The sequence below is a fragment of the Paenibacillus borealis genome (assembly GCF_000758665.1).
Taxonomy (GTDB): Bacteria; Bacillota; Bacilli; order Paenibacillales; family Paenibacillaceae; genus Paenibacillus_AQ; species Paenibacillus_AQ borealis.
In genome coordinates this window covers 3361185-3377873 of record NZ_CP009285.1, presented here as the reverse complement: position 1 = coordinate 3377873, position 16689 = coordinate 3361185, and the positions used below count along the sequence as shown (strand labels likewise).

Annotated in this window: 19 protein-coding genes; 6 read left to right on the top strand and 13 right to left on the bottom strand. The window is 52.1% G+C overall.

What is annotated here, in order from left to right:
- Positions 1 to 34 precede the first annotated feature (34 nt).
- The 5 genes from PBOR_RS13920 to PBOR_RS13905 form a co-directional block, all read right to left on the bottom strand.
- Complete coding sequence (locus PBOR_RS13920; RefSeq protein WP_245648172.1) at positions 35 to 619, bottom strand: putative ABC transporter permease; 585 nt, start codon at positions 617 to 619, stop codon at positions 35 to 37.
- Between the two features lie 778 nt (positions 620 to 1397).
- Positions 1398 to 1586 carry a hypothetical protein gene (locus tag PBOR_RS13915; RefSeq protein ID WP_042212525.1) on the bottom strand — a complete coding sequence of 63 codons (189 nt, stop codon included), beginning with the start codon at positions 1584 to 1586 and terminating at the stop codon, positions 1398 to 1400.
- Positions 1587 to 1839: 253 nt separating this feature from the next.
- The gene (locus PBOR_RS37385) at positions 1840 to 2013 is read right to left on the bottom strand and encodes a hypothetical protein (protein WP_167549540.1); all 174 of its coding nucleotides are present in this window, start codon (positions 2011 to 2013) and stop codon (positions 1840 to 1842) included.
- 91 nt (positions 2014 to 2104) lie between these two features.
- Positions 2105 to 2647 (bottom strand): hypothetical protein, encoded by a 543-nt coding sequence (locus PBOR_RS13910; RefSeq protein ID WP_042212522.1) that lies wholly within the window; start codon positions 2645 to 2647, stop codon positions 2105 to 2107.
- Positions 2648 to 2764: 117 nt separating this feature from the next.
- Positions 2765 to 3667, bottom strand: a complete 903-nt coding sequence (locus PBOR_RS13905; RefSeq protein ID WP_042212519.1) for an ArsR/SmtB family transcription factor — start codon at positions 3665 to 3667, stop codon at positions 2765 to 2767.
- 162 nt (positions 3668 to 3829) lie between these two features.
- Between PBOR_RS13905 and arfA the strand changes: the two genes are divergently transcribed.
- Positions 3830 to 5338, top strand: coding sequence for an arabinosylfuranosidase ArfA (arfA, locus tag PBOR_RS13900; protein ID WP_042212517.1), 1509 nt, complete (start codon positions 3830 to 3832; stop codon positions 5336 to 5338).
- Between the two features lie 9 nt (positions 5339 to 5347).
- Here arfA and PBOR_RS13895 read toward each other — a convergent pair whose 3' ends face one another.
- From PBOR_RS13895 to PBOR_RS13885, 3 genes are all read right to left on the bottom strand, one after another.
- Entirely contained in the window at positions 5348 to 6037 is a 690-nt protein-coding gene (locus PBOR_RS13895; RefSeq protein ID WP_039297246.1) for an LrgB family protein, read from the bottom strand.
- Entirely contained in the window at positions 6034 to 6450 is a 417-nt protein-coding gene (locus tag PBOR_RS13890; protein ID WP_042212515.1) for a CidA/LrgA family protein, read from the bottom strand. Before PBOR_RS13890 ends, PBOR_RS13895 begins: the two co-directional genes overlap by 4 nt.
- Before the next feature lie 226 nt (positions 6451 to 6676).
- Positions 6677 to 7363: an NAD(P)H-dependent oxidoreductase gene (locus PBOR_RS13885; protein WP_042212513.1), complete on the bottom strand. Its 687-nt coding sequence runs from the start codon at positions 7361 to 7363 to the stop codon at positions 6677 to 6679.
- Positions 7364 to 7513: 150 nt separating this feature from the next.
- On the opposite strand from PBOR_RS13885, the gene PBOR_RS13880 reads away from it, so the two are divergent.
- Entirely contained in the window at positions 7514 to 7915 is a 402-nt protein-coding gene (locus tag PBOR_RS13880) for a winged helix-turn-helix transcriptional regulator (RefSeq protein WP_042212510.1), read from the top strand.
- A gap of 46 nt (positions 7916 to 7961) precedes the next feature.
- Here the strand turns inward: PBOR_RS13880 and PBOR_RS13875 are convergent, their stop codons facing one another.
- Together PBOR_RS13875 and PBOR_RS13870 are read right to left on the bottom strand one after the other, a co-directional pair.
- Positions 7962 to 8336 (bottom strand): YkvA family protein, encoded by a 375-nt coding sequence (locus PBOR_RS13875; RefSeq protein ID WP_042212508.1) that lies wholly within the window; start codon positions 8334 to 8336, stop codon positions 7962 to 7964.
- Positions 8337 to 8452: 116 nt separating this feature from the next.
- Positions 8453 to 9412 (bottom strand): acetylxylan esterase, encoded by a 960-nt coding sequence (locus tag PBOR_RS13870; RefSeq protein WP_042212505.1) that lies wholly within the window; start codon positions 9410 to 9412, stop codon positions 8453 to 8455.
- A 123-nt stretch (positions 9413 to 9535) separates the two neighbouring features.
- Here PBOR_RS13870 and PBOR_RS13865 point away from each other — a divergent pair, with 123 nt between their 5' ends.
- On the top strand, positions 9536 to 10348 hold the full coding sequence (locus PBOR_RS13865) for a sugar phosphate isomerase/epimerase family protein (protein ID WP_245648171.1): 813 nt from the start codon (positions 9536 to 9538) through the stop codon (positions 10346 to 10348).
- On the opposite strand, the gene PBOR_RS13860 is transcribed toward PBOR_RS13865, so the two are convergent.
- Complete coding sequence (locus PBOR_RS13860) at positions 10345 to 10827, bottom strand: DinB family protein (RefSeq protein WP_157764032.1); 483 nt, start codon at positions 10825 to 10827, stop codon at positions 10345 to 10347. The genes PBOR_RS13865 and PBOR_RS13860 overlap by 4 nt on opposite strands.
- A 161-nt stretch (positions 10828 to 10988) precedes the next feature.
- Between PBOR_RS13860 and PBOR_RS13855 the strand changes: the two genes are divergently transcribed.
- Positions 10989 to 12092 carry a glycosyltransferase family 4 protein gene (locus PBOR_RS13855; RefSeq protein ID WP_081972040.1) on the top strand — a complete coding sequence of 368 codons (1104 nt, stop codon included), beginning with the start codon at positions 10989 to 10991 and terminating at the stop codon, positions 12090 to 12092.
- 205 nt (positions 12093 to 12297) lie between these two features.
- The gene (locus PBOR_RS13850; RefSeq protein WP_042212498.1) at positions 12298 to 13059 is read left to right on the top strand and encodes an SGNH/GDSL hydrolase family protein; all 762 of its coding nucleotides are present in this window, start codon (positions 12298 to 12300) and stop codon (positions 13057 to 13059) included.
- A 77-nt stretch (positions 13060 to 13136) separates the two neighbouring features.
- Here PBOR_RS13850 and PBOR_RS13845 read toward each other — a convergent pair whose 3' ends face one another.
- Positions 13137 to 13931: an AraC family transcriptional regulator gene (locus PBOR_RS13845; protein WP_042212496.1), complete on the bottom strand. Its 795-nt coding sequence runs from the start codon at positions 13929 to 13931 to the stop codon at positions 13137 to 13139.
- Between the two features lie 136 nt (positions 13932 to 14067).
- Here PBOR_RS13845 and PBOR_RS13840 point away from each other — a divergent pair, with 136 nt between their 5' ends.
- Complete coding sequence (locus tag PBOR_RS13840; protein ID WP_042212493.1) at positions 14068 to 15414, top strand: glycoside hydrolase family 30 protein; 1347 nt, start codon at positions 14068 to 14070, stop codon at positions 15412 to 15414.
- Between the two features lie 104 nt (positions 15415 to 15518).
- Here the strand turns inward: PBOR_RS13840 and PBOR_RS13835 are convergent, their stop codons facing one another.
- Positions 15519 to 16640 carry a glycosyltransferase family 2 protein gene (locus PBOR_RS13835; RefSeq protein WP_042212491.1) on the bottom strand — a complete coding sequence of 374 codons (1122 nt, stop codon included), beginning with the start codon at positions 16638 to 16640 and terminating at the stop codon, positions 15519 to 15521.
- Between the last annotated feature and the right edge of the window lie 49 nt (positions 16641 to 16689).

Below are 16689 nucleotides of genomic sequence, written 5' to 3'. Positions count from 1 at the left end.
GGCTGAATCACCCGGAAATGTCTCCCTAGCCGATTCATCCCTCACCAAGCTCCAGCTGCTCCCTAGGGTCCAGCTCCCTCAACCCGCGCCGCCGGGTCCGGATAGTCCATAGCAGATCTGCCGAGAATAGCAGCAGGGCCAGCGGAATCACTGGCGTCCATACCCGTTCAACTTGCAGATACAGGAAATGGACCAGCGGCTGCAAACCGTAGATACAGGCAATGGATAGCCCCCACCAGTACAACGAGAATTTCAGGCAGATGTGTCCCTGCAGCTGATAGGGCATTCCCGAATAATCCCACCACTGCTTACGAAAAATACCCTTGAGCAGCCAGCCGCTGACAAACTCCACAGCCGACGGAATAATCAGGGCAAGCATCAGGAATATAGGAAACGGAAGCCCAATATCCTGTCCCGTAAGCAGCAGCAGAGGTGCACAGCCGTACATGGGTTTAAACGGCCCCTTCAAGAAGCCTTCTTTGCGAAAGGTGCCTGCGCTGTAAAGGTTATAGCTGCCTTCAAGCACCCAGCCGAGGAACGAATATACGGTGAAATAGAACAAATACGGGCTTACAGCTGCCAGTGTATTATAACTATCTTGCAAAAGTACCATTGTCATTGTAGTCAGTCCCGCCCCCAAATCCCGTATTTCATTAATGGGAGCTAGTATGCCTCCGGAAAACGGAGGTTATACGGTAATTTCTGGCGGTCCTCACAAGAAGAACAAAATCACCCTAACGGGTGAATCAGCCCGAGCTATGCAGCCTGTACAGCTGATGTAGATTTTAAGCCATCTCACATTGCTCTATTCTGAATGCTTTGTTTGGGCCAGCCTCCGGTAAAATCAGGGGCACTTTTGCTCCTCATTCCCGCCTGCCGCTCACTTTCAGCGGAATCAGAGGGATTTATCCCTTTAATTTCCTCCTAACGCCCACTTTCGCTGGAATCAGAGGGATTTATCCCTTTAATTTCCTCCTGCCGCCCACTTTCGCCGGAATCAGAGGGATTTATCCCTTTGATTTCCTCCTGCCGCCCACTTTCAGCGGATTCAGAGGGATTTATCCCTTTAATTTCCTCCTACCGCCCGCTTTCAGCGGAATCAGAGGGATTTATCCCTTTGATTTCCTCCTGCCGCCCGCTTTCGGCGGAATCAGAGGGATTTGTCCCTTTGATTTTCCAAGCCTCCGACTTCCGGGGATTCTGTGGAATTCCGGATACAGGAACACATTCGTCCTTCAGACGGACCTGCTCCAATTTCCAGAGAAGCTTATCACAACTAACGAATATCGTAATTTTCCTATACAAAGAAAAAGCTGCAGGGTTCCGTTTAGGAACTGCAGCCATTTATAGGATCTAATGATTTAGGGCCGGATAACGGCCACACTTGCCTTCAGGGTTCATTCCTTATGCTGATGTTCTCTCTGCATCTGCATTAAGGGCGGACCTTCCTCACGCTGGCTTCTTAGCGTTTCCAGCTTCATGTCGCTTCGCACACCGAAGCTCGATCCGTACTTCTTCTCGAGGTTGCCTGTCAGGGCATCACCGCGCTTTTGCCGATACCGGCCGTTCTCGTTCCGACTACGCATATTAGGTTTCCTCCCCGCAACTTGAATTGCCTGAGACCTGTGAACCTGCGATGCTCCTGGAGAATCAAGACGTGATGAGGTTGTACTTCCCTTTAGTATACAGTATTTACTAATGCAAGCTCAATATGCTCATTTACGCAAGCGCAAACAAACAAAAACCGGATACCCTCGTAAGGAGAGCGTCCGGTCTATGTGAAAAAAGACTGTCCCATAGGAACAGTCTGCTGCATCCATGCGCGATGTATTTGCCGCTCTAATTCTTCGGAAGCGGGTCGGGATGTGCGGATTCGGCCGGTTTGGCGATCCAGTCATCGGCTTCCGGCTCAATGTCCACACCATTTTCCATCTTTTTGCGTTCCGCGAGTGAATCACCGTCTTTATTCTCTTTGTTGCGGATGTCTGCTTCATTCTCGATATGATCCGACATGTGAACTCCTCCTTATGCAAGCTGTGCAGGTTTTGGATTACTTAGTTATAGTTACCCGTTGACCTGTTTTGCAAACATTTATTGCTGGAGGTTATTTCACCCTGCGCTCCAATTGATCCAGCCAGGCCGAGTACAGTGCCTCATACTGCTGAATCGCTGTAGCTCTGTCTTCCGCCGGATAGCTGAGAATGATGCTGTCATCACCAGGATCATCTTCCCCGTAAATTGCATAATAGAAGCTGTTACTTGCATAACCGGGAGCCTTCTCCCCCTTCTGCAGGGCAAGACTCCATGTTTTACTGCGGGAATCTGCATAAACCTGGCCCAAGGGTTTAATTTCACCCCGCGCGCCCTCCAGGGCACAGAACAGGAATCCCAGCTCCGAATTCAACTCACAGTAATCGTACTGAACCCCGTTAACAGCAAGCTTGCCGGTGTATGAACGGTTTTTTTCGGCATAAGCACCCTTCAGGGTCACAGTCACTGTCTTCGCATAATTTGCATCCTGTAGCTTATAGGCGGTCACCTGCATTTCCCGGTCCAGCCGGATCACCTTGGGTGCACTTAAGAAGCCGTAAGCAATAATTCCTGCCAGAACAAGCACGGCAATACAGCCGTAGAGCAATTGTCTCAAACCGTCACACATCCCCTGTAAAAAGCTTCACAAAGACCATTATTTAACAATAAATAAACTCTTTGCGGAGGGCAACATATTTTCACACTCAGCATACTCTCGATCAATACAGGTTCACTATTCATAATACACCCGGAAAACAATATCCTGCTCGTAATTGCCGAACCCGCGTCCGAACAAGGTTAAGCCGCCCCGCCTTCGGGTGGTGTCTTCTGCAGTTAACCGGAAGCTCCACTGGTCCTGCTGCCAGCCTACTTCATCAATGGTGACAGCAGAAATCTGCTGGCCGTCTATGTAAGTTCCCCCTGTGTTAATCCTCAGCACCTTCAGCAACCCATACTGGTTCACATCGGAATTCCACCAGGCCGGAGTCAACCTTCCCCGCTGCACGCCGAAATCACCTGGGCTGGTCCATTTGCCTAGCGGAATACCATTCATCGTAAAAGCAATGTCTGAAGGCCATTTCTCATTGACATGCGGCGCTTCCGAGCCGATCTCCATCGAAATCTCAATCTCCTGCACCGTCTGGTCCATGAACAGGTAGTTGGGCACCTTGTATTCGGCGTAGCCTTTGGCGAACCAGAGAATTCCGGCATCGACCCGCTCCGGGTCCAGGAAATAACGCGGGTCGTCATAATACCCGATCAGCTTCTCGGTGGTGGCAATGCCACAGGTCGGTGAAGCCTGAAGATCGGTATAATGCCCCACCGGTACGGAGACCTCCACCACCTTCCGGGCAATGCCTTTGGCACCAGACAATTTAATCTGCAGAAAATTAGCGGAGAGCGAGCAGTATTTATACGTGCCGCCATCAATCCGCTTCATTTGGGAGCTGACGATGCCTGCCTTCTGGAGCTTGGCTACGTGGGAGCTGACAATGGCGCTGCTTAGATACAGCCGGGCTGCGATTTCCTTGATATGCATCTCCCGGACGCTGAGCAGATCAATGATCCGCAGCCGCACTTCACTGGCTAATGCTTCGTACACCTTCAGCGATTCGGAATCCGTTGTTAAATACATCCTCTAACCTCCGCGCTCTTTGAATTAGCATTTTTATTAATCCTAAATTTTTTTATTGCTTAGTATACGCTGTAATTCGTATGATGTAATCACAAATCAGGAAATTAGATTAATCATTTCATTAATCGTAATATGACTTCACTACAAAAGGAGCTTAACACAATGAGCATTCAATCCAAGATGATTGTCGACAAGGACTTCAAGCTGGCTGAAGTAGACCCGAGACTGTACGGATCGTTCATCGAGCATCTGGGCCGGGCCGTTTATGGCGGAATTTATGAGCCTGGGCATCCTACCGCAGACGCTAACGGATTTCGCGGTGATGCCCTGCAGGCCATCCGGGCTCTCCGCGTGCCGATTATCCGCTATCCCGGAGGTAACTTTGTCTCCGGCTACAACTGGGAAGACGGCGTAGGACCCAAAGAGAATCGTAAGCGCTCTCTAGAATTAGCCTGGTGGACTACAGAGACTAATCAGGTGGGCACTAATGAATTCGCCGATTGGGCCAAGCTGGCCGGTTCAGAGGTCATGATGGCGGTCAATCTGGGCACCCGCGGGATCGACGCCGCAAGGAATCTCGTGGAATACTGCAACCACCCTTCCGGTTCCTATTGGAGCGATTTGCGGATCTCACACGGGTATCAGGCCCCTCACAACTTCCGCACCTGGTGTCTGGGGAATGAAATGGACGGCCCGTGGCAGATCGGAGCAAAAACAGCCGTCGAATACGGCAGGCTTGCCAATGAAACCGCTAAAGCCATGCGTTGGGTTGACCCTTCCCTTGAGCTTGTGGCCTGCGGCAGCTCGGGCAGCAGCATGAGCACTTTCGCTGAATGGGAAGCTACTGTACTGGATCTCACCTACGACAACGTGGATTTCCTCTCCCTGCACACCTACTACAATAATAATAATGGCGATACAGCGAATTTCCTGGCCAGCTCACTCGATATGGACCAGTTCATCGACAGCGTAGCAGCAGTATGTGATTATATCAAGGCTAAGAAGAAAAGCAAGAAAAAGATTTATCTGTCTCTGGATGAATGGAATGTATGGAAAACGCAGGGGACCAGCCGCGCGCAGCAGCATTGGGAGATTGCCCCGCCTGAGTTCGAGGATGTCTATAATCTTGAGGATGCACTTGTAGTAGGCTGCTGCCTGATCAGCCTGCTGAAGCATGCGGACCGGGTGAAGATGGCCTGCATCGCCCAGCTGATCAATGTCATTGCCCCGATTATGACTGAGAACGGGGGCCCCCTGTGGCTGCAGACCACTTATTATCCTTACATGCATGCATCAATCTATGGCCGGGGAACAGTGCTGCACCCGTTAATTACCAGTCCGAAATATGATTCAAAGGATTTCACTGACGTTCCTTATCTGGAAGCAGTCAGTGTATATAACGAAGAGATGAACGAGGTTACCGTATTTGCTGTCAACCGTCATCTGCGCGAAGGCCTGGAGCTGACCGTCGATCTGCGCAGCTTCGGTACAGTAGAGGTGATCCAGCATACCATACTTGAGCATGAGGATCTGCAAGCGGCGAATACCCGCTCGAACCCGGCGAATGTGCTCCCGCATAACCGCGGAAAGGCGGCCGCAGACGGCGGCCGGGTAAGCGCCCTGCTTCCGGCAGCTTCGTGGAATGTTATCCGGCTGCGCGTTAACGGCTAATACACTGCATTAATGGTACATGATCCAGGCTACGAACGGTCCGGCAATGGAGCCGACAATGGCGCATACCGTCATGGCCACAGAGCTCATGGACACCGACTGCTCACCGTACTCCAGTGCTTTGGCTGTGCCAAGGGCGTGCGAAGCCGTTCCCAGGCCGATGCCGATGCCGGACTCGCCGCGGATTCTGAACAGCTTGATGATATACGGCCCGCCGATGGCCCCTGTGAATCCGGCGATCATTACGAATACAGAGGTAAGCGAGGAATCTCCGCCGAGATTGCTTGAGATCTGGATGGCTACAGCGGTTGTGATCGACTTGGGCAGGATGGAGAGGACATACAGCTTGGAGAAGCCGAGTCCGGCTGCCAGCAGCAGCCCGCTGAACATTCCGACGAGCAGTCCGGTGACCGTCCCGCCAAGTACGGCCGGGAGATTCTTCCACAGCACATGCCGCTGTTTGTACAGCGGATAAGCCAGGGATACAACCGCTGGCCCAAGCAGGCGGTTAATCCAGTCGCCGCCGATCATATAAGTCTCATAAGAGATATGGAAGCCCATGAGCAGCACGACTACAGTGAACGTTGCGGTCAGTGCCGGCAGCAGGACAGGAAGACGGTAGCGTTTGTATAACATGGACATGAAGAGATAGATCAGAACATTCATCAGGACAAAACCAACGGCCAGCAGAATTCTCATGCTTCCTTCCCCTTCCCTTGCAGGCTGCGCGCACGATACGTCCGGCGTGTCAACCGCTTGGCGCTGCGGCTGGCAATCCACTGGCTGGAATGTGCCGTGACAACCATGGTCAGTACACTACTGACCACCAGAATGCCAATCAGGAGAAGCCCTCTTCCGCTGAAGATATCCAGATGGTTCATGATGCCTGCGGTTGCCGGGATGAAGAACATGGGAAGATAAGCCAGAATAAAGGATGAGCCGTTCTCGATCAGCTTCACCGGAACAATCTTGAGCAGCAGCAGGACGAATAGCAGCAAGAGCCCTACGATACTGCCCGGAACCGGCAGATGCAGCAGTTTTTGCAAGTAATCTCCGGCCAGGAAGAACACATACAGCAAGCAGACTTCAGCGATAACGCGGATGATTTTCATATTGCAGGAATCCCTTCAATCTTGAAATGGCGGTCACAAGCAGCCTGTTACAGGTAACAAGCTGACTTATTAAGAGTATCAGAATTTTCAGCAAGTTTTCAAACTTTTTTCGAAGCTTCTATGTATTTTCATTTGCACAGCACAAAAACCGGATGCCATCCTAATCGGGACGGCATCCGGTTTTTAATTACCTGCGTTTCCTCATATATTGCTGAAGACGCTGCGTTTAGACCCACTGCACTACTTGGCCGGCCGTTTGACGGGTTTTGCCGCGCGGCTCATTAACCCGGTAACCAAAGGCCGCCATGCAGGCAATTCCGAAATGTGCCGGGTCCATTATCCCTTCCTCTGTCAGCACCTGCTCGATCTTTGCCTTGTCGAAGCCTTCAATCGGACAGGAGTCGATGCCAATCTGCGCCGCAGCAGTCATCATATTCCCCAGAGCCAGATAGGTCTGCCGTGCGCCCCATTCAAAGATCGCCCGCTCATTGCCTTCCAGTCCGAAATCGGATTTCAGGAACACATCATAGACCTTCTGCTTCCCCCCGGCAATCTCGGGCGGCAGGTTCTGCACATCGCGCATCATGCCCTGAATATACTCCGAGTCCGCAGCCATATCACGCGGCAGTCTTGCTAGAATCAACATGAAATGGCTTGCCGTCGGCAGCTGCTTCTGTGCACCCCAGGCATAAGGAAGCAGCTTCTCACGGATATCCATACTCTGGACAATAACGAATTTCCAGGGCTCGAATCCGAACGAACTCGGTGACAGGCGTCCCGTTTCCAGGATGAACCCGAAATCCTCTTCGCTGATCTTTCTGCTGCTATCGAATACCTTGGTAGCATGTCTGTATTCATAAGCGGCCAGAATTTCCTGCTTGGTTGTTGCGGTTGCTTTTGCTGTGGTATCCATATCACTTACTCCCTTTCTGTGTATCCTTCACGTTTGGAATTGACGTTATCCTGCTCACATGCTTATAGTAGTGGATAGATTACTATTCGTGAAGTACGCACATTTTTGTTATGTAGTATACAAAATGATACTTAAGGAGCGTGAGCTGTCATGCGTGACCGCAAAGGCGGTTTTGGAGCCTGTCCGGACGGCCAGGGCGCCGCTTGTCCGGTTGAATTCACTCTCGACGTTATCGGCGGCAAGTGGAAGGGTGTGCTTTTATACCATTTGATGGATTCAACGAAACGCTTTAACGAGTTCCGCCGGATCTGTCCCGGCATAACGCAGCGTATGCTGACACTTCAGCTCCGTGAGCTGGAGGAGGATGGTGTGGTTCACCGCGAGGTGTATCATCAGGTTCCGCCGAAGGTGGAATACTCGCTGACCGAATTTGGCCGGACGCTGATTCCGATCATTAAGCTGATGAGGGATTGGGGCACAGAATACCAGGCGAAGCAGCAGTCCGCAGACAGCCGCCCCCCTGGAAGTGGAAGGATTGAGGAAGAAGCCTGAACCAGGTGCAGCTAATAGCTGCACTTTTTGTTCTATTTACGCGGCCTTACGATTTCTCGAAAAAATTCTCGGCCTTCTGCTTATGCTCCTCCTTCACCTGTCCGGCAATCGCCCGGATGCCTGCGGCAATAACCGCTGCATCATCCGTGAACCCGAGTCCGATCAGCGCATCGGGAATCGCATCAATGGGTGAAATGAAATAGGCCAGCGCACCGAATGCTATGCCTTTGGCCCATAACGGGGTTTTGGCATCAATGGCGCAGTAATACATGGCAACCGCATCTTTGGTGAACGGGATTTTGCCCGCCGCTTTCCTCGTTTTGCTCCAGAAGCTCTTCTTCACCAGCTGCTCATTCTTCTGGCTGTATTCGAAATTCTCCACGACCAGTTCCGCGGGAAGCTTGTCTCCATCCTTATTCATCTGCCATTCCCTCCCATTCCTTAGGCTGCCTTCGCATTCTGACAACAGCTTAGCAGCTTCATTATAACCTTTACACCAAACACACGCCGCTAATCAGCCTTCCAGTAATTAATCTTTTAACCCAGATGCTCCCGGAAAAAGAGTACCGTCTGCCTGCGCTGATATTCGCTGACCTCATGCCCGGAGAACGGATAATCCATCATCTGCTTAGGTGACTCAATTCGGTTATAGGCAGCATAGATGGTCTCCGGCATGCAGACGGTGTCCTTCCAGCCTGCGGACATCAAGACAGGAACGGTAAACCGGTGCGCCAGATTAACGATGTCAAAATAGGCCAGATTCTGCAGCACCCGCTCCAGATGCTCCGGATAGCGCTTCAGATAATCGGCAATCTCTGTGAGTGAGCTGGTTGAATTCAGCACCCCGAAGTCCAGGCGGCAGAGATTCGGTATGTCTGCAGCCACTGCAGCAACCCGGCGGCTCAGTGCCCCGGCCAACAGCGCAATCCCGCCTCCCTGGCTCCCCCCGGTGATGGCAATGCGCTCGTGATCAACACCCGGCAGCTGTGCTGCGGTCTCTATGGCACGAACCGTATCTATCGCTACAGCCACATAATAGGAACGTTCCTTCTCCAGCAGCCCCTGGGTGATCCAGCCTCTGACTATACCTTCTTCCTGCGGCAGCAGATTGCCGGTCTCTCCCAGTTGTCCACGCACATCCACGGCGAGTACAGCATAGCCAAGCATTAGAAAGTGAGCATACCGTTCCGGATACCCCCGGTCGCCGGTGTAACCGGGAAACGTAACAATACACGGCAGATCTCCCCGCTCACTTGTGTCAGCAGCAGGCCGGATGTACCAGGCATGGATGGTCGTTTCCCCATAACCTGTATAGCTTACTTTGCTAACCTCCATGCCTGGATATGGAGTTTCTTCAGGGATTATTGTAACATCCAGCGGCAGTTCCTCATCTTCTGCGAGCAGATCATTCCAGAATTCATCAATCGTTTCCGGGTCCAGCGTTGGTTCTGGGCGGCAATTCTCAAGCTCCTGTTTGCGTTGCTCAATTGCATTCATTAATCGGTTCCTCCCGTTTCTCATAAACTTCTTTATCATTGCAAGACACTGTAAGCGCATTTAATATTATAAATATAAATCCATAGAATTCCAAAGGAGATGTTCATCATTCGTTACGGAACTTTGGCACATACAGCTGGCTGCCTGCCGCTTAAAGAATTGACCGCCACCCTACAGACCTACAATATCGACTTCGTACAGCTCGCCCTGGCCAAAGCCATTCAGGATATTGATCTGTCTCCCGGCAAGCTTAGCCCCGGCCTGGCTTCCTATATCGGTGAGCAGTTCGATAAAGCCGGCATCCGTATTGGCGTGCTGGGCTGCTATATTAATCCGATTCATCCCGACCCTGCCATCCGGCGGGTAGAGATTGACCGCTTCAAGGAGCACTTGCGCTATGCCCGCCAGTTCGGTGCACCTATGGTCGCTACGGAGACCGGTGCATTAACGACTTTTCTGGAATCCGATCCTTACCGGTATGAAGAAATCGGCTGGGAAGCCCTCAAGGCAACGGTCGAGGAGCTGGCAGAGGAAGCGGAGAAATGGGGGGTGTTCCTGGCGCTTGAAGGAGTAAGCACCCATACGCTGTCTTCCCCGGGCAAAATGCGCCGCATCCTCGACGAGGTTCCCTCCAGCTCCATTGGTGTGGTACTGGACCCTTGCAACCTGATTGGTGAAGAGGTTCATCTGCAGGATGAAATCGTAGACAGTTCTTTCAGCCTGTTCGGTGACCGGATCATTCTGGCACATCTCAAAGATATCTATGATGATGGTTCCCGGATCCGTCACGGCGCTTCAGGACGCGGGCTGTTCCACACCACAGAGTTCCTGAACAAGCTGGAGGCTCATAAGCCGATGATCGACGTTTCACTGGAAGAAGTGACAGGGCTGGATATCAAGGACACCGTTAACCTGCTGCGCAATCTGCGCAATTAATCATAATGCTGCCAGTTCAGGAGATGGATTTCTTCCTCCTGCAGCAGCTTTGCAGCGAATACAATCTGGCCGGTGTGGTAGGCGTAATGCTCTGCCGCCCCGATCAGAATTTTTTGAATACTCCAGCTGTAGCCCTCCATTCCTGAGCTCTCGGGATAATGAACGGCAACAACACGCTGCAAATCCCCTTCGGTCAATCCCCGGATGACAGACCAGCTCTCCTCTCTCACTTCCCGCATCATTCCAAGCAGTCCCTCCGGCGGGATTCCGCCCCGTGTTAAGAACTCCGACGGCCTGTCCCTGTCTGCTGCACGGCCCCCGATTCCGCTGACCAGATGCTGATACTCACTGCCTGCCACATGAAGACAGAGGTTGCCGATGGCATTCATCTTGGGTCTTGGCCGCAGCCACACTTTCTCCTCTGTCAGCTTAGCGAGCGCCAGCTCCACATAGCCCAGTGACTGATCCAGCCTTCTCATACATTCTAAGATAATCTCACTCAATCTGATCCGCTCCCTCCAAACCCCCATTTGCTGCAAAAACACCGTATAACCGGTACTTTTCGCCATTCAATGAATAAAATAGTATACATATCGCATGTTTGCAAGCGATTCTCGAGTCAGAAAGGAAGGGATCATACATGAGATTCACTTTCCCCATTCTTACCTTATGCCATGGCGGGGCACAACGCATGCTCGTGGAGCTCACGAATGGTCTTACCGCCAGGGGGCACCATGTGGTCATCCTCATGCCGCTTGGAGGCGATGTTTCTTATGAGGTACATTCCACCCTGCACATTACCGATTATACGCTGCTTCGTGAATCTGATTTCCCGGTCAGCGATATCATCGTTTCGAATTTCTATACAACGGTCCCGGTATCACAAGCTGCAAGCCAGAACGGCAAGGGCATCCATGTGCGCCTGTCCCTCTGTTACGAACCGCTGTTTCTGCCGCAGAATGAGGTATCCTTTCCCTCCTATCACACCACCGATAAGCTGATTGTTCTGTCCCAGTGGCAGCAGGAGTTAATTGAGCTCGGTCACGGAATTAGCGGAAGCATTGTCCCCGTAGGGATCAGTTCCTCTTTTCAAAATATGCACATCCGCCATAATCTTCAGGAGCCGCTGAACATTACCGCGATCCTGCGCAAAGTGGAGAACGGCTTCTCCTGGCACCGTGAGCAGGATTATCTGGTGAAGCAGCTCGATATCGTCAAACATAATGTCCCGGGGGTAAATATCAACTTCATCAGTCCGCCGGATGAGTTCTACAGTTCGGATTCGCTGCAAAAAATGAAGGCCAGCGGCAAATACCGCTTTTTCACTCCCCTGAATGACGATGAACTCTGTTATCACTATAACGGGGCTGATATTTTTGTCAGCTCCAGTATTTTCGACACCGGATCTTTGCCGGGCCTTGAGGCCATGCGTTGCGGTGCTGCGCTTGTGTCCGTATACTCGGGAGGAAATCTGGAATATGCCCGCCACGAAGAGAATTGCCTGCTATCCTACAGGTATGAGAACCGGATTGCTGAGGATGTCATCCGGCTGATTCAGGATCCTGCGCTCCGTGTCCGCCTTGCCTCCCGGGGAGAAGCCGATTCCCGGGCCTGGACCTGGGAGAATAGTGTCAGGATCATGGAGCAGACCACAGCAGGCTTCCTGACAGGGAACTCCGTGAACACTCCGCCCAAATCAGCGCTCCTGCAAAGACTCGGCAGCTTCAGAATGCGCAGGAGATAAGCCCCGGTGAGAAATGATATGCGGAACAAGAAGCGGATTAGTTAAATGAGGTCCAGCTCTGCATTTGCGGAGCCGGGCCTCTTCAGCCTGCCGGCAGTTCCGTTTAAGCACCCGCAGCATGAAACCATGACATATGTACATAGGCACTGCCCCATGTATGGTTTACACTAAAGATATATACACTAGGATTATCGGAGGCGGGACAATGAATACAAACGAAGAGCACAAGGAAGCCACGGGGCTTGAGTTTAAATATATGGTAAGCGGAGACTCTATTTCTAAGGGTGTTGTCTATGATGAAGCCAGAAGCAAGTATGTCATTCTGGAGGACAATTACGTGTCCCTGCTGCAGGGCAAGCTTAAGGGAGCCATGCGTAATACCGCCAGATTCGGCAATACGCTGATGAAGGGCTTCGGCAACCTGAAACGGGATGTGCTGAAAGACAAACCGGATATGGTGCTGATCGAATACGGAGGCAATGACTGCGACTATCACTGGGGAGAGATTGCGAGCAATCCTGAGGCGGAGCATAGTCCTAAAACCGATTTCCCTGCATTCGAGCGGATGCTGCTCGACATGATTGATTTCCTGAAGAATCAGGGAATTACTCCTATTCTGATGAGTCTGCCTCCGCTGAACGCGGACAATTATTTCAAATGGGTCAGCGGCAATAATCCGGATTCGGAAGTGAATATCATGAAATTCCTCGGCAGCGTTACTAAGATATACTGGTGGCAGGAGAGATATAATTCAGCAATTATCAAGGTCGCCGAGAGCACCAAGACCAAGATCATTGATGTACGGGGCGCTTTCCTCCAGCAGCCGGACTACACCAAGTTTATCTGCCGGGATGGAATCCACCCCAACCGGGAAGGCCACCGGATTATTTATGATAAGGTCATGGACTTCATCCGCACAAGCGAACCGCAGCTTCTGCTGGATAACTCGGCGTTGCCGGGACACTGATTGCCGGACAAACCTACATAGGGGCATCTCAATAGCCGGGTAATGGCTGATTGGGATGCCCCTTTTCATCGGCACATTTATGAACGCCTCCGGTATACTCCCGGCGCAACCCCATACCGTTCACGAAATACCCGGTGGAAATAGGTATAGCTGCCGAAGCCTGTCTCCTCCGCGATGCGCTCCAGTGTATAGTTGCTGTTGTCCATCAGCCGCAGCGCCATCGCCAGGCGGACTTGCAGCGCATACTGCATCACCGAATATCCGAACTGTTCCTTGAACAGATGCACCGTCCGGGTGACGCTGATCCCCGCATGGCGGGCCACATCCTCCAGCCGGATCGGCGAAGTCGCATGCTCCTCCACATAGTTCTTGATCTTCAGTCCCTGCAGGAGCGAAGAAGACGATGCTGCCGGTGCTTCGAATATCGCCCGGTCCAGCAGCAGGCATAATGCCTTGAACAACGCTTCAAGAATTTCCGGGCTGCCGCCGTCAATCCTCCGCTTCTCCAGAATTAATTGCTGCCAAATGCTGTGCAGCTTGCTGTCTTCAGCTATTCTGGATTTCTTGGCCCTCACCTGCTTGTTCCACCACTCATCCACCCAATCACCTGTACACATGACATAATAGTCTGCACTGAAGCCGAGCGGACTCTCTTTCTCGCCGATCCGCAGATCGTAGAGCTCGCCTGGACGGAACAGCAGCAGATCACCGGGCATTACAGGGACCATCTCCCCGTCAATCAGCGCTTCACACTCTCCTTCTGCCTGAAGCCGTATGATATAGGTATCCAGCCCTTCACGGAATAAATGCCAGAACGGCTGGATATGCCGGGAAAATGAGCTGAGATGAATGTCTACACCGGTTGTCCCCACCAGAAATCACCCTTTCTGATTATAGCCTCATGACCAGATCGTTGAGGTTCTTAACCATATTGTTTCTTCAAAGTACAGCAGAATACCTTCTATAATGAGACTATTCCTACAAACTTTCAGGAGGTAACACAATACTATGAGCAGCACTACAGTTCGCGTGATCCAGACAGCCCAGGGAACCGGTGACCGGTTAACTGAATTACAGCCCCTGTCCTTCCGGCCGGATTCCGAAGAGAAGGAAATGGAGTTAATTAATATCTATGAGGATCTGGAATACCAGGAGATCGAAGGCTTCGGCGGTGCACTGACAGAAGCATCTGCAGTTACGCTGGCCAAGCTCAGCCCGGCCAGACAGCAGGAGATTATCGACGCTTACTTCCATCCGGAGCATGGCATCGGCTACACCCTGTGCAGATCACATATCCAGAGCTGCGACTTCTCAACAGGCAACTATGCTTATGTAGAGGGTGTTGACCCGGAGCTGGCCACGTTCAACATCTCCAGGGATCAGGAGTCGATTCTTCCGTTAATCAAACGTGCAGCTGACTCCGTGGGTGAGAGCTTCCGGCTGTTCTCCTCGCCATGGAGCCCGCCGGCTTTCATGAAGACGAACGGCGAAATGAATAACGGCGGCAAGCTGAAGCCGGAATACCGGGAAGCCTGGGCGAATATGTTCGTGAAATACATTCAGGCTTATGCGGAAGCCGGCATCGACATCTGGGCCGTCAGTGTGCAGAACGAAGCCAAAGCCAAGCAGATCTGGGATTCCTGCATTTACACCGCTGAGGAAGAGAAGGATTTCGTACGTGATTATCTCGGTCCTGCCCTGGAAGCAGCCGGCTTAGGCCATGTCAAAATCATGATCTGGGATCATAATAAAGAACGGGTATATGACCGGGCGAAGACCGCTTTCAATGATCAGGAGGCGGCAAAATATATCTGGGGCATCTGCTTCCACTGGTACTCCGGCGACCACTTCGAAGCCCTGAGCGCTGTACATGAACGTTTCCCTGACAAGAAGCTGTTCTTCAGTGAAGGCTGCCAGGAAGGCGGCGTACACCTCGGCTCGTGGAACACAGGCGAACGTTACGGCCATGACATTATCGGCAACCTGAACAACTGGATGTCCAGCTGGACCGACTGGAATATCGTCCTTGATGAGCAGGGCGGACCGAACCACGTAGGCAACTTCTGCGATGCGCCGGTTATCGGCGATACCCTGAAGGATGAAGTAATCTATGAGAGCTCATTCTATTACATCGGCCATTTCAGCAAGTACATCCGTCCGGGCGCCGTTCGTGTGGGCAGCTCCAGATATACCGACAAATTCGAAACTACGGCATTCCGCAATACTGACGGCACTTATGCCTTGGTCGTACTTAACCGCACGGACAGCGAGCTGCCATATACCCTGCACTTCCGGGATCAGCTGGCGGAAGGCTCGATTCCGGCCCATGCCATCCAAACGCTGCTGTTCCAATAAAAACACACAAAGGCGCTCCCAAGCTACGGCTTGAGGAGCGCCTTTATTCATTTGGCCGGTTTGTCATTTATTCGCCGCTTCGGTACCGCTGTTAAGTAACCCTGCTATTCTTTCTTCTCCCCAGCGGTCTCCTGCGGCTGCAGCGAAACATATTTGTCCCCCAGAAGCTTCTGGAAGTAGGTCCGGTTGTATAGCATGCTGGGATGGCTGGGAAGATGCAGCAGGGCAGTTTCATTGAAATGATTAGCCCGTTCATGCTGGCCCAGCCGGTCATAACAGAGTGCAAGCTGCAGATTCGGAATCCAGGTGGCGAAGGCCTCATTCTTCACACCCATCGACTCTGTCTGCCGCGGCAGCATAACAGCAAGCTCATACCAGTAGATCGCCGGGTGAAGCTGGCCCTGCTCCACATGCCAGGCACCGAGCCGGCAGCAGAACTCGGCACGCGGAGAATCGTACTGGAGCGTCCGGGTAATCGCAGTAAACGCTGCTGCCTTGTCACCCAGCCGCTCCCGGCATTCGGCCAGCCGCAGGCAAGCCTGAATATTATCTTCGATCCAGCCTTGGCCCCCGTTCAGAAACTGCTCGTAATATTGGCAAGCTTCCTCATGGATTCCATGATCGCGCAGCTCATTGGCATAATAATATTGATCCCGGGGAGAGAAGACTTCTCCCTCAGCCACCCGCTTGCGGTAGATCCGCAGGTTGCGGTCCGTGTACTCTTTGTCTTTCTCATGGGTAATGCAGACATCACTGCTGTAAGAAGGGCCGTATACCTCGAGGTATTCATGCACCGGGCCGATCCATTTGAACCCGCAGGACCGGCGGACCAGCCGGTTGCGCCGCAGGGAAGTGACCACATTCCCCTCCCCGTCAAAAGCAAGATTATACTGCATGTTCACACTGTCCACATTCTCCGGCAGAGCGTGCTTCAGCTCCCTGAACCGCGCATGATCCTCATCCTTAAGGTAGTCATCCGCATCCAGCCAGAAGATGTATTCCCTGGTCGCCTTGCTGAAGGCGAAATTGCGGGCAGCCGAGAAATCATCTATCCAGGTAAAATCATAAATCACCGCTCCGAAGGTTTCTGCAATTTCCTTCGTTTTGTCCGTCGAGCCTGTATCCACAATGATAATCTCATCCGCAATCGCTCCAATGGAAGTAAGGCAGCGGGGCAGGCTCTTTTCTTCATTGCGGACAATCATACATAAGCTGATTTCTATCATGGCAGCCTCCTGAGCAATAAAAATCCGTTTTGCTACCATGATATGCAGT